General features: G+C 70.3%; 10 protein-coding genes. 6 read left to right on the plus strand and 4 right to left on the minus strand.

The genetic code is table 11. The features are described from left to right. The first annotated feature begins 243 nt into the window (after positions 1 to 243). The 3 genes from OG933_RS26345 to OG933_RS26355 all read left to right on the plus strand — a co-directional run bounded on the left by OG933_RS26345 (position 244) and on the right by OG933_RS26355 (position 3138). Positions 244 to 1179, plus strand: a complete 936-nt coding sequence (locus tag OG933_RS26345; RefSeq protein WP_405629160.1) for a ComF family protein — start codon at positions 244 to 246, stop codon at positions 1177 to 1179. A gap of 313 nt (positions 1180 to 1492) precedes the next feature. Beyond that, on the plus strand, positions 1493 to 2185 hold the full coding sequence (gene hpf / locus OG933_RS26350; protein WP_054240279.1) for a ribosome hibernation-promoting factor, HPF/YfiA family: 693 nt from the start codon (positions 1493 to 1495) through the stop codon (positions 2183 to 2185). 206 nt (positions 2186 to 2391) lie between these two features. Next, on the plus strand, positions 2392 to 3138 hold the full coding sequence (locus OG933_RS26355) for a response regulator transcription factor (RefSeq protein WP_020133042.1): 747 nt from the start codon (positions 2392 to 2394) through the stop codon (positions 3136 to 3138). A 119-nt stretch (positions 3139 to 3257) separates the two neighbouring features. Here OG933_RS26355 and OG933_RS26360 read toward each other — a convergent pair whose 3' ends face one another. Together OG933_RS26360 and OG933_RS26365 are read right to left on the minus strand one after the other, a co-directional pair. Beyond that, positions 3258 to 4457: a DNA glycosylase AlkZ-like family protein gene (locus tag OG933_RS26360; RefSeq protein WP_362522650.1), complete on the minus strand. Its 1200-nt coding sequence runs from the start codon at positions 4455 to 4457 to the stop codon at positions 3258 to 3260. A 172-nt stretch (positions 4458 to 4629) separates the two neighbouring features. Beyond that, entirely contained in the window at positions 4630 to 5250 is a 621-nt protein-coding gene (locus tag OG933_RS26365) for a GNAT family N-acetyltransferase (RefSeq protein ID WP_405629162.1), read from the minus strand. A gap of 281 nt (positions 5251 to 5531) precedes the next feature. Between OG933_RS26365 and secA the strand changes: the two genes are divergently transcribed. Next, complete coding sequence (gene secA, locus OG933_RS26370) at positions 5532 to 8378, plus strand: preprotein translocase subunit SecA (protein WP_362522648.1); 2847 nt, start codon at positions 5532 to 5534, stop codon at positions 8376 to 8378. Positions 8379 to 8556: 178 nt separating this feature from the next. On the opposite strand, the gene OG933_RS26375 is transcribed toward secA, so the two are convergent. Beyond that, complete coding sequence (locus tag OG933_RS26375) at positions 8557 to 9240, minus strand: Rv3235 family protein (RefSeq protein ID WP_405629165.1); 684 nt, start codon at positions 9238 to 9240, stop codon at positions 8557 to 8559. Positions 9241 to 9575: 335 nt separating this feature from the next. Between OG933_RS26375 and OG933_RS26380 the strand changes: the two genes are divergently transcribed. Both OG933_RS26380 and OG933_RS26385 read left to right on the plus strand, forming a co-directional pair. Then, positions 9576 to 10091, plus strand: a complete 516-nt coding sequence (locus tag OG933_RS26380) for a DUF6912 family protein (RefSeq protein WP_405629166.1) — start codon at positions 9576 to 9578, stop codon at positions 10089 to 10091. Positions 10092 to 10341: 250 nt separating this feature from the next. Further along, positions 10342 to 11013 carry an HAD family hydrolase gene (locus tag OG933_RS26385; RefSeq protein WP_267022805.1) on the plus strand — a complete coding sequence of 224 codons (672 nt, stop codon included), beginning with the start codon at positions 10342 to 10344 and terminating at the stop codon, positions 11011 to 11013. Positions 11014 to 11123: 110 nt separating this feature from the next. On the opposite strand, the gene OG933_RS26390 is transcribed toward OG933_RS26385, so the two are convergent. Further along, on the minus strand, positions 11124 to 11690 hold the full coding sequence (locus tag OG933_RS26390) for a DJ-1/PfpI family protein (RefSeq protein WP_267022806.1): 567 nt from the start codon (positions 11688 to 11690) through the stop codon (positions 11124 to 11126). Between the last annotated feature and the right edge of the window lie 759 nt (positions 11691 to 12449).

The following is a 12449-nucleotide window of genomic DNA, read 5'->3' on the forward strand; positions in this document are numbered from 1 at the left end:
TGAGGCGGCTCGGGGTGTGTAACCCCGGGGGCCGGAGTGGGCCGGGGGTTCGGGGGGAACTTCTCGGATCCCTTCTCCCATTGGGGCCCGGGGTTTCTTGAGTGCTCTTTTCGGCTGCTCTCTTTTGGTGTTCCGATCGTTTCAGGTGCCTTCGGCCACCTTCCCAAGAGTTTTCCACAGGGGACCCCGGGCGGTTTTCCACAGGGGTGGCGGGCAGCTTCCGGCGTCGGCACAGTAGTGCACGTGGAAGGCGTTCGCAGGTGGTGGCAGGAACTCGCCGGCCTGGTGCTGCCCGCCGAGTGCGGGGGCTGCGGAAGTGCGCGTACGGTGCTCTGCCCGCCGTGTCGTGCGGCGCTGGGCGGGGCCGAGCCGTTCCGGGTCCGTCCGGTGCCGGAACCGCCAGGGCTGCCCGCCGTGCACGCGGCGGCCCGGTACGCGGACGAGGTACGGGCGACGCTGCTGGCCCACAAGGAACGCGGCGCGCTGGCACTGGCGCGACCGCTGGGCGCGGCGTTGGCGGGGGCTGTGCGGGCGGGGGTGGGGGAGGTGGGGTGGGGGGAGGGGGAGGGCCCCCAACCCCCCGGAGATCTGCTGCTCGTCCCCGTCCCCTCCACCCGGGCCGCGGTGCGGGCGCGTGGGCATGATCCGGCTCGGCGGATCGCGTTGGCGGCGGCCGGTGAGTTGCGGCGGGCGGGGGTGCCGGCGCGGGTGGCCGCGGTGCTGCGGCAGCGGCGGGCGGTGGCCGACCAGTCGGGGCTCGGCTCCCGGCAGCGGCTGGACAACCTGGTGGGCGCGCTGACGGTGGTGCCAGGAGGCGCGCGGGTGCTGTGCGGTGGGCCGGTGGTTCTCGTGGACGACGTGGTGACGACGGGCGCCTCGCTGGCGGAGGCCGCGCGGGCGGTGCGGGCGGTGCGGGTGGCTGCGGCGGCGCAGTGGGCGGGACAGGGGCAGAGTGGGCGGTGTGAGGAGGAGGCGAAGGGTGCGTTGTGTGGTGAAGGGGCGACGGCCGGGTACGTGGGTAGGACTCGGGAAGACAGTAGGAAGCTGGCAGGAGCGGAGGTGGCAGGCGTGGACGGGGTGTCGGTGAGAGCTCTGGACGACGCGGGCGGAGCCGGTGACGTGCTCTGCGCGGCCGTGGTCGCCGCGTCGCCTGACTCTTTCGAAATAAACCGGAACTGAGTGAGAACTTGCGTCGTTGCAGGTAATGAGAGGGCCAATTCGCCTGAACGGAGGTACGCCGCAGTAGAGGGTGACGACATCCGTCCGGGCGAGATATGTTCGGTTGTGAGGGAAAGCCGCAGGCCACACCTCTCATATCTGAATGCCGTGCTGCGGTTTTCGAAATCTTCCGCAGCACCTGGGGTGTAGATCTCGCCCATGGGGGAGGAGGAGGTGGAAGTCACCGAGTCCGAGGTTCCGGTGCTCACCGGAGCCTGGTGCAAAAGGGAGACGCTCCGCACCGAAGCGGAGTGATCCGGGAACGGAGTTCTGCGTGGACATCGTCGTCAAGGGCCGCAAGACCGAGGTGCCCGAGCGGTTCCGCAAGCACGTGGCCGACAAGCTGAATCTGGAGAAGATCCAGAAGCTCGACGGCAAGGTGATCAGCCTCGACGTGGAGGTGTCCAAGGAGCCCAACCCCCGACAGGCCGACCGGTGCGACCGAGTGGAGATCACACTCCGGTCCCGCGGCCCTGTGATCCGGGCGGAGGCGGCCGCCAGCGACCCGTACGCGGCGCTCGACCTGGCGGCGGAGAAGCTGGATGCCCAACTGCGCAAGCAGCACGACAAGCGTTACACGCGCCGCGGCGCCCGCAGGATCTCCGCGGCGGAGGTTTCCGACTACGTCCCCGGTGTGGCGACGCTCAACGGCAACGGCCGTCCCGTCCCCGCCGACGAGTCGGACAGCGTGCCGACCAAGCGGATCGGCTCGCTGGAGGTGCAGGGCGACGGCCCCCTCGTGGTGCGCGAGAAGACCCACGTCGCCGCTCCGATGACTCTCGACCAGGCCCTCTACGAGATGGAACTGGTCGGACACGACTTCTATCTGTTCGTCGACTCCGAGACCAAGCAGCCCAGCGTCGTCTACCGGCGTCACGCCTACGACTACGGCGTGATCTACCTCGACACCGACCCGATGGTTGCCCAGGCGCACTCGCCCGAGGCGGGCGGCGCGTTGGGCGGCTGACGCTGCCCGGTGACAGCTGAGCGGTGTGCCCCTGGAGCGCTGTGTGCGCCCCCAGGGGCACCCGTGTGCGACCCCTTCGGGCACCACTCTGTCACCGCGTTGTCGTCCGGGCATGGAATCATGGCCAGGGCGGCTCAACCGGTGGGCCGCTGCCTTGGGTTGGCGACGGCACAGGACCACGGCCACAGCCTTCAGGGGGAGGAACGATGGCGGACAGCTTCGGACCGATGCGGGACGACGATGCCGACGACGGCGTCGTCGGCATGGGCCCGGACGGGGGCACCTCACGCAAGGAGCCGATCAGAGTCCTTGTCGTGGACGACCACGCCCTGTTCCGCCGCGGACTGGAGATCGTGCTCGCGGCCGAGGAGGACATCCAGGTCGTCGGCGAGGCGGGTGACGGCGCCGAGGCCGTGGACAAGGCGGCCGACCTGCTGCCGGACATCGTGCTGATGGACGTACGGATGCCCAAGCGCGGCGGTATCGAGGCCTGCACCTCCATCAAGGAGGTGGCTCCGAGCGCGAAGATCATCATGCTGACGATCAGCGACGAGGAGGCCGACCTCTACGAGGCGATCAAGGCGGGCGCGACCGGCTATCTCCTCAAGGAGATCTCCACGGACGAGGTCGCCACCGCGATTCGCGCGGTCGCCGACGGGCAGTCACAGATCAGTCCCTCCATGGCGTCGAAGCTGCTCACCGAGTTCAAGTCGATGATCCAGCGGACCGACGAGCGTCGCCTCGTTCCCGCCCCCCGGCTGACGGACCGGGAGCTGGAGGTGCTCAAACTGGTCGCCACGGGAATGAACAACCGTGACATCGCCAAGGAGTTGTTCATCTCCGAGAACACCGTGAAGAACCATGTGCGCAACATCCTGGAGAAGCTTCAGCTGCACTCCAGGATGGAAGCGGTCGTCTACGCGATGCGGGAGAAGATTCTCGAGATCCGGTGAGCCGGATCGTCGGATCGCCGGACCGTCGGATGGCGGTGGGCCATTGAGCCGGGCCTGGGCCTGGGCCCGGCTCGGTTCGGTGCTGACGCAGCCCGGCTCGGACGCGGCGCGGGTCCGGGTCAGGCCAGTGCGCGGGTGAGTTCTCGGGCGAGGGGCTCGCGCAGGTCAGGGGCGTCCACACGCTCGACGCGTACGTCCGTGCAGTCCACCCAGGTCGCCGCCTCGAGCAGGGCCTGGGCCACCGCCGGGACCGCCTTCGGGCCGTCCAGAGTGACCTGCCTGGCGATCAGGGTGCGGCCCTCGCGCGCCGGGTCCACGCGGCCGACGAGCCGGCCGCCGGCCAGGACCGGCATCGCGAAGTAGCCGTGGATCCGCTTCGGCTTGGGGACGTAGGCCTCCAGCCGGTGGGTGAAGCCGAAGATCCGCTCGGTGCGCGCCCGCTCCCAGATCAGGGAGTCGAAGGGGGACAGGAGCGTGGTGCGGTGGCGGCCGCGCGGGGCCGTTTCCAGAGCCGCCGGGTCGGCCCAGGCGGGCTTGCCCCAGCCTTCGACCGTGACCGGTACCAGGCCCGAGTCGGCGATCACGGTGTCGACCTGCTCGCCCTTGAGACGGTGGTAGTCGGCGATGTCCGCGCGCGTGCCCACGCCGAGGGACTGGCCGGCCAGGCGGACGAGGCGGCGCAGGCACTCGGTGTCGTCCAGCTCGTCGTGCAGCAGGTCGGCGGGGACGGCGCGTTCGGCGAGGTCGTACACGCGCTTCCAGCCGCGGCGCTCGACGCAGACCACCTCGCCGTACATCAGCGCGCGTTCCACCGCGACCTTGGTGCCGGACCAGTCCCACCACTCGCTGGTCTTCTTCGCGCCGCCCAACTCGGTGGCGGTGAGGGGGCCTTCGGTGCGGAGCTGCTTGATGACCTGGTCGTACGTGCCGTCCGGGAGAGCGTGGTTCCAGTGCGGGCGGGCCCGGTAGGCGCGGCGGCGGAAGGCGAAGTGGGGCCATTCCTCGATGGGGAGGATGCAGGCGGCGTGGGACCAGTACTCGAAGGCGTGCGGTCGTGCCGCGGGCGTGCCCGCGGACTCGGGCTTCCAGTACGCGTCCTCGACCGTCTTGCGGCCTACCGCTCCCAGGCGGGCGTAGGGGATCAGCTCGTGGGAGCGGGCCAGGACCGAGATGGTGTCGAGCTGGACCGCGCCGAGGTGACGGAGGACGCCGCGGACTCCGGCCCTGCGGTCGGGTGTACCGAGGAAGCCCTGCGCGCGTAGGGCGATGCGGCGGGCTTCGTCTGCCGAGAGGGTGGTGTCGGGGCGCGGGGTCGTCATGGCTCGCACGATAGGGGGTGGGACTGACAGCGCGGGGTGAGCTGGGGGTTTGAGGGTTCGGGGTGGGAGCGAGGGCGGCTTCGCCGTGGGTTTCGCCCCCGCCGCCCCTACCCTTCCCGTCCCTGGGGGCTGCGCCCCCGGACCCCCGCTTTCGGCCTGGACGGCCTCGTCCTCAAACGCCGGACGGGCTGGTGGTGTCCCCGGACGCCCCGGGCGGGCCGGAGGGTGCCGGAACGTACGGTGCTGTCGAGGGCAGTCCCAGGTCCGACGGGAGCAGGGAGGCCAGCCAGCAGTCGCGGCGTACGCCCTTGTTGGCGATGGCCGAGCGGAGGGTGCCTTCCAGGGTGAAGCCGGCGTTCTCGGCGACCGTGCGGGAGGCGGTGTTGCCGATTTCGGCCCGCCATTCGAGGCGGTCGACGGGCAGGGTGGTGAAGGCCCAGCGGGCCGCGGTGAGGGTGGCCTCGGTGGTGTAGCCGTGGCCGCGGTGTTCCTTGGCCGCCCAGAAGCCGACCTCGGCCGTGCCGGGGGAGCGCATGGTGAGGCTGAGGACGCCGGTGAGGTCCCCGTCGGGGAGGAAGACGCCGAAGGTGAACATGGAGCCGCTCGCCCAGCCCTCCGGGGCGAGCAGTTCGGTGAAGCTTCGGGCGTGCTCGGGGAGGTAGGGGGAGGGGATCGTGGTCCAGCGCTGGATGTCGGGGTCCTGGGCGGCGGTGTACACGGCGTCGGTGTCCTGCGGGTCGAGGGGGCGCAGGACGAGGCGGGGGGTGGTGAGGGTGACGGGCTCGGGCTCCATCGGCCGATTCTGCGCGGGGTGTCCCGGCGGGCGCCATCTTTTTGCGGTGTGTGAGCGCGTGATCACAATTCGCGCAATTCGTCCGGCGGACGCGGCACCATCGGCGGGGCCCGGCCGTTGTCCCCTTTGAAGAAGATTTTGGAGCAGGTGCGCAGCAGTGTGTGGTCCTCGTCGCGGCAGGCCTCCCGGGGTGGCGGGGTCCTCGCATACGATGGCCGTTGCTCAGCAAGTCCACTGGAAACCGACCGTCCCAGGCCCGACCGGCAAGGAGACCAACCCCCGTGTCCGTCCTCTCGAAGATCATGCGTGCAGGCGAAGGCAAGATCCTGCGCAAGCTGCACCGCATCGCGGACCAGGTCAACTCCATCGAAGAGGACTTCGTCGACCTCTCCGACGCCGAGCTGCGGGCCCTCACCGATGAGTACAAGCAGCGGTACGCCGACGGTGAGAGCTTGGACGACCTGCTGCCCGAGGCGTTCGCCACTGTGCGCGAGGCCGCCAAGCGTGTCCTCGGTCAGCGTCACTACGACGTGCAGATCATGGGTGGTGCCGCCCTGCACCTCGGTTATGTGGCCGAGATGAAGACCGGTGAGGGCAAGACGCTCGTCGGCACGCTGCCCGCGTATCTGAACGCGCTGTCCGGCAAGGGCGTCCACCTGATCACGGTCAACGACTACCTGGCCGAGCGCGACTCCGAGATGATGGGTCGTGTCCACAAGTTCCTGGGCCTGGAAGTCGGCTGCATCCTCGCCAACATGACGCCGGCGCAGCGCCGTGAGATGTACGCGTGCGACATCACGTACGGCACGAACAACGAGTTCGGCTTCGACTACCTGCGCGACAACATGGCGTGGGCGCAGGACGAGCTGGTCCAGCGCGGCCACAACTTCGCCATTGTCGACGAGGTCGACTCCATCCTGGTCGACGAGGCGCGCACGCCGCTGATCATCTCGGGTCCGGCGGACCAGGCCACCAAGTGGTACGGCGACTTCGCGAAGCTGGTGACGCGCCTGAAGAGGGGCGAGGCCGGCAACCCGCTCAAGGGCATCGAGGAGACCGGCGACTACGAGGTCGACGAGAAGAAGCGCACGGTCGCCATTCACGAGGCCGGTGTCAGCAAGGTCGAGGACTGGCTGGGCATCGACAACCTCTACGAGTCGGTGAACACCCCTCTGGTGGGCTACCTGAACAACGCCATCAAGGCGAAGGAGCTCTTCAAGAAGGACAAGGACTACGTCGTCATGGACGGCGAAGTCATGATCGTCGACGAGCACACGGGCCGTATCCTCGCCGGCCGCCGGTACAACGAGGGCATGCACCAGGCGATCGAGGCGAAGGAAGGGGTGGACATCAAGGACGAGAACCAGACGCTCGCCACGATCACCCTTCAGAACTTCTTCCGCCTGTACAAGCGCCACGACCACAACGAGAAGGAACAGCCCGGTCTCTGCGGCATGACCGGTACGGCGATGACCGAGGCCGCCGAGTTCCACCAGATCTACAAGCTCGGCGTGGTCCCGATCCCGACGAACCGGCCGATGGTCCGTAAGGACCAGTCCGACCTGATCTACCGCACCGAGGTCGCGAAGTTCGAGGCGGTCGTCGACGACATCGCCGAGAAGCACGAGAAGGGCCAGCCGATCCTCGTCGGTACGACGTCGGTCGAGAAGTCCGAGTACCTGTCGCAGCAGCTCTCCAAGCGGGGTGTCCAGCACGAGGTGCTGAACGCCAAGCACCACGAGCGTGAGGCGTCGATCGTCGCCCAGGCCGGCCGCAAGGGTGCCGTGACGGTCGCCACCAACATGGCCGGCCGTGGTACCGACATCAAGCTCGGCGGCAACCCCGACGACCTCGCGGAGGCGGAGCTGCGTCAGCGTGGCCTCGACCCCGAGGAGCACATCGAGGAGTGGGCGGCCGCGCTGCCCGCCGCCCTGGAGAAGGCCGAGCAGGCGGTCAAGGCCGAGTTCAACGAGGTCAAGGAGCTGGGCGGCCTCTACGTGCTGGGTACCGAGCGGCACGAGTCGCGTCGTATCGACAACCAGCTGCGCGGTCGTTCCGGCCGTCAGGGCGACCCGGGCGAGTCCCGTTTCTACCTGTCGCTGGGTGACGACCTGATGCGGCTGTTCAAGGCGCAGATGGTCGAGCGCGTGATGTCGATGGCGAACGTGCCGGACGACGTGCCGATCGAGAACAAGATGGTCACGCGCGCGATCGCGTCCGCGCAGTCGCAGGTGGAGCAGCAGAACTTCGAGACGCGTAAGAACGTCCTGAAGTACGACGAGGTGCTCAACCGTCAGCGTGAGGTCATCTACGGTGAGCGGCGCCGGGTTCTGGAGGGCGAGGACCTCCAGGAGCAGATCCACCACTTCATGGACGACACGATCGACGCGTACGTCGGCGCGGAGACCGCCGAGGGCTTCCCGGAGGACTGGGACCTGGACCGGCTGTGGGGCGCCTTCAAGCAGCTCTATCCGGTGAAGGTCACCGTCGAGGAGCTGGAGGAGGCGGCCGGTGACCGGGCCGGTCTGACCGCCGAGTTCATCTCCGAGTCCATCAAGGACGACATCCGCGAGCAGTACGAGTCGCGGGAGTCGCAGCTCGGTTCCGAGATCATGCGTGAGCTGGAGCGGCGGGTCGTGCTGTCGGTCCTGGACCGCAAGTGGCGCGAGCACCTCTACGAGATGGACTACCTCCAGGAGGGCATCGGTCTGCGCGCGATGGCGCAGAAGGACCCGCTGGTCGAGTACCAGCGCGAGGGCTTCGACATGTTCTCCGCGATGATGGACGGCATCAAGGAGGAGTCCGTCGGCTACCTGTTCAACCTGGAGGTCCAGGTCGAGCAGCAGGTCGAGGAGGTCCCGGTGGCGGATGCCGCGCCGGTCGACATGGAGAAGCAGGACGTGGTGCCGGCGCAGGCGGGTTCGCGTCCGGAGATCCGGGCGAAGGGTCTGGACGCTCCGCAGCGTCGTCAGCTGCACTTCTCGGCTCCGACGGTGGACGGCGAGGGCGGCACGATCGAGGGCGACTTCGACAGTGACGAGGACGAGCCGGTGCGTTCGGAGGCCGATGGCCTCACGCGCGCGGAGCGTCGCAAGCAGGCGAAGGCCGGGCGGCGCCGGAAGAAGTAGGGCGCGTCTGCCTGCGGCGGGGCGCGCCGGCTGCCGGACCGGGACGTGTGATGCGTGACGGTGTGGCGTGACGTGTGTGCCGTATGACGTGACGACGCTGTGGGCTTCGTAGCGGCTTGAGGGCCGGGTCACCTTCGGGTGAGCCCGGCCCTTTGCTGTTGGGCGGTTCCGGGGTGGCTCAGTCGTCCTGGGGACGGGGCCTGCGGGTGCCGTCGAGTTCCACCGCGGTGCAGCGCCAGCGGTGGTCGGTGCCGAGTTCCAGGCGGAAGGCCATGGCCCGTAGGCGGTCGCCGGTACCGATGCGGGCGAAGGCCTCGATGGCGCCGGGGCGGGGGACGTAGTAGCCGATGTCGCGGACGACGGGGCGGGCGCCCCGGGTGGTGCGCAGGGGGCCGCGTTCGGCGAGGTGGGCCAGGTCGTCGTAGGCGTGGCCGAGGGTGTGCCGGAGCATGAAGTGCACGGGGCGCCGGCCGGTCAGGACCGCGAGGAGGCGGTCGGCGAAGAGGTCTGTGGGGCGAGGCTGGGAGACGGGGCGCCGGGGGGTCTGGGTCTGGGTCTGGGCGGGGGCGGTCGGGGAGCCGGTGGGGGCCTCGGTGGCCTTGGTGGGGGCGCCGGAACCGGGTCGGGGGGTCGGGTGGTGGTGGGTGAGCGACTGGGGGGTTGCGGGGCGGCCGTCGGTGGGGCGGGTGCGGGTGGGGGAGGTGGTGCCGGGGGGACCGGGTGGGCGGCCGCCGCCGGGTGCCGTACGGGGGGCGCCGCCGCTCGGGGTGCGGGGTGGGGCGCCCGCGGGGCGGCGGGTGTCGCGTCGGCCGGGAGGGCGGGCGCCGGGGTGGTGCTGCGTCCTCGTCATGACCTTGTTCATGGGTGTCCCCGTTCGGTGGGCTCGGCTCTACCGGTCGGTAACCTGCCGTTGTGGATCTTGTACGGGGTCGCGGTGCGTGACGGCAAGGAAGCGGAGAGTCCTCGGTGGAGAGGCGGGAGGTTCACCTATCAGGGGTGGTGGGGGGTGGCGGAAGCCCGGTGCTGCGGGGGCGGGCCGGGTGAGTGGCGTGGCTCGGGGTTGACGGTCGCGGGGGCGCGGGCAGGGGCCCGAAAGGGGACGGCCGCACGTATCCTGAAGGCCCTCGGGGAGACGCGGAACCGTCTTTGCCCTGGGGCACCGAGTCCGAGCCTGCGACCACGAAAGAGCGGCCAGCCATGCGCGTCTACGTCCCCCTGACCCTCCCCGGTCTCGCCGAGGCGCACAAGACGGGTGAGCTGGGGTCCGGGCCGCTCGTCGCGTACGCCGTCACGCCCGCGTTGCGCGAGTGGTACGTCTCCGACGACATCGAGGAGCTGGAGTACGCGGCGCTCAGCAGGGCCGCGCTCGCCTCGCTGCGGTTGCTCGCGGCGGATCCGGGCGCCCCGCGGCGCCGGGTCGTGGTCGCCGTCGACGTACCCGACCGCGCGGCCGCCGCGGACCCCGACCGGGGGCTCGATCCGGCGGCGCTGGGCGAGGTCCGGGTGACGGGTGCCGTGCCGCTGGCCAAGGTGGCCGCGGTGCACGTCGACGCCAGTGAGGCCGAGGCGGACGTGACCGCCGCGGCGGAGGCGGTCGTGGCGGCGGACGGCGGGGACGACGACGCGCAGTTCGTCGTCGACGGGGCCGAGGACCATGAGCTGTTGTGGTTCGCCAGGCAGGAGATCCCGACTCTGGTGGGGTCGGGCGACTGAGTTCGGGCGACTGGGTTCGGGCGGTCGGCTGCCGGGTTGCCGATCTGCGGGCGGGTCGATCTGCAGGCGGGCGGACCTTGGGGCATGCCGAGCTGTGGGCGTGCGGACCCAAGGGCGTGCCGCTGTGCCGCTGTGCAGGTGTGCCGGCCTGTCGAGCTGCCCCTGGCCGTGGGCGTGCCTGGTCCGGTGGGGTGGGGCGCCGCTTCGGTCGGTCACTTGATTGTCGGTGGTGGCGGGTACGTTTGCAGGTATGGGGAAGCAGGAAGCGGCGCACATCGTCTGGGACTGGAACGGGACGCTGTTCCACGACAACGACGCGATCATCGGGGCGACGAACGCGGCATTCGTCGAGCTGGGGCTGGAGCCGATCACGCTGGAGCGGTACCGGGCGCTGTACTGCGTTCCGGTGCCGAAGTTCTACGAGCGGCTGATGGGCAGGCTGCCCACCGATGCCGAGTGGGAGGTCATGGACGACGTCTTCCACCGGTACTACGCCGAGCACCGGGTGCGGTGCGGGCTCACCGAGGGTGCGGTGGAGCTGCTCGCGGGGTGGCGGTCGGCGGGGCACAGCCAGTCCCTGCTGAGCATGTACGTGCACGATGAACTCGTGCCGCTGGTCCGGGGGTTCGGGATCGAGCCGCACTTCGTACGGGTCGACGGGCGGACCGGGCCCTCCGGCGGCAGCAAGGCCGAGCACATGGTGCGGCACCTGGAGGCGCTGACCGGCGTGCAGGCGGCGCGCACGGTGGTGATCGGGGATGCCGCCGATGACGCGGTGGCCGCGTTGCATGTGGGCGCGCGGGCCGTCCTGTACACCGGCGGGTCGCACAGCCGGGCCAGCCTTGAGGTGGTGGGAGTGCCCGTGGTGGACACGCTGGGGGAGGCGGTGGAGGTCGCGGGGCGGTTGGCTGCGGCTGCGTAGGGGTTTGCGGGACGCCGGTGCGTCGAGCGTCGGATCGGTCGGATCGGGTGCGGCGTCGTGTGGCGTCCGGGGGTGTCCGGGGGCGCCGCACCCGTGCGGGTCGGGTCAGGTCACGTCACTGGTGCCTTCGTGCGTAGCACCTTCAGGAACTCGCGCATCCAGGCCGAGTGGTCCGGCCAGGCGCGGGCGGAGACCAGGGCGCCGTCGACCACGGCCTCGGCGTCCTGGAAGGTGGCGCCTGCCGACTGCATGTCGAGCTCCAGGGCCGGGTACGCCGTGACGCGTCGGCCGCGGAGGGCGTCGGCGGCCGCGGTGAGCAGGGGGCCGTGGCAGATCTGGGCGACGGGTTTGTCGGCGTCGAAGAACGACTTGAGGATCTTGCGGAGTTCGGGGTCGTTGCGGAGGTACTCGGGGGCCCGGCCGCCGGGGATGACGACGGCGGCGTACTGACCGGGGTCGACCTCGGAGAAGGCGAGGTCGGCGGGCCAGGTGTAGCCGGGCTTCTCGGTGTAGGTGTCGAAGCCGGGTTCGAAGTCGTGGACGACGAACTGGAGCTTTTTGCGGGCGGGGGCGGCGATGTGGACCTCGTAGCCTTCCTCGCGGAGGCGCTGGTAGGGGTAGAGGACTTCCAGGGATTCCGCTGCGTCGCCTGTGACGATGAGGATTTTCGCGGACATGGTGGGCGGCTCCTCTCGGGCGGGCGTTGCTCTGGGCAACGTGCCTCTTGGGGGTGGGCTTGCCAAGAGGGGGCGCTTTCAGCGTCCCGCGCGGTGGGGTCGGCGTCGACTTTTCTCGCCCCCGCCGCCCCTACCCGTCCCACCCCAGGGGCTCCGCCCCTTCCACCCCATCAGGGGCTCCGCCCCTGCGCCCCGGCGGGGACTGTGTCCCCTGCACCCCATCAGGGGCTCTGCCCCTGCGCCCCGGTGGGGACTGTGTCCCCTGCACCCCATCAGGGGATCGGCCCCTGCGCCCCGGTGGGGACTGTGTCCCCTGCACCCCATCAGGGGCTCTGCCCCTGCGCCCCGGTGGGGACTGTGTCCCCTGCACCCCATCAGGGGATCGGCCCCTGCGCCCCGGCGGGGCCTGCCTCCCCTGCACCCCACCGGGGCGGAGCCTCTGCATCCCACAAGGGGCTCCGCCCCCTACCCCCCAGGGCTCCGCCCTGTAACCCCACCGGGGCTCCGCCCCCTCGCCTCCCACCAGGCCTTCGCCCTCGCCTCCCGTCGGGGCTTCGGTCGTCCCCCTTCCCACGTCATCCCCCGTTTTGCCTCTGTGCAGATCGGCAAAGTTCTGGGTCGGGTTTTGTACACATACGGCTCATGACGGGAGGCCCGGGAGGGGCGATAGCCTTGGTGGCGTGATCAGCGCGATAGCTTGCGGGGGCACTGTTGCCTCCGCCCTGCGCCCGGTGTGTGCGGACCATCTCCGCAGCCGGG

Origin of the sequence: Streptomyces sp. NBC_00016 (genome assembly GCF_045040885.1) — a bacterium.
Taxonomy (GTDB): domain Bacteria; phylum Actinomycetota; class Actinomycetes; order Streptomycetales; family Streptomycetaceae; genus Streptomyces; species Streptomyces coriariae.

What these genes read in the sequence shown, in the direction of transcription:
- OG933_RS26355 (WP_020133042.1), top strand. Translation starts at nt 2,392, where the DNA reads ATGGCGGACAGCTTCGGACCGATGCGGGACGACGATGCCGACGACGGC.
- OG933_RS26385 (WP_267022805.1), top strand. Translation starts at nt 10,342, where the DNA reads ATGGGGAAGCAGGAAGCGGCGCACATCGTCTGGGACTGGAACGGGACG.
- OG933_RS26365 (WP_405629162.1), bottom strand. Translation starts at nt 5,250, where the DNA reads ATGGAGCCCGAGCCCGTCACCCTCACCACCCCCCGCCTCGTCCTGCGC.
- OG933_RS26390 (WP_267022806.1), bottom strand. Translation starts at nt 11,690, where the DNA reads ATGTCCGCGAAAATCCTCATCGTCACAGGCGACGCAGCGGAATCCCTG.
- OG933_RS26360 (WP_362522650.1), bottom strand. Translation starts at nt 4,457, where the DNA reads ATGACGACCCCGCGCCCCGACACCACCCTCTCGGCAGACGAAGCCCGC.
- OG933_RS26380 (WP_405629166.1), top strand. Translation starts at nt 9,576, where the DNA reads ATGCGCGTCTACGTCCCCCTGACCCTCCCCGGTCTCGCCGAGGCGCAC.
- OG933_RS26375 (WP_405629165.1), bottom strand. Translation starts at nt 9,240, where the DNA reads ATGAACAAGGTCATGACGAGGACGCAGCACCACCCCGGCGCCCGCCCT.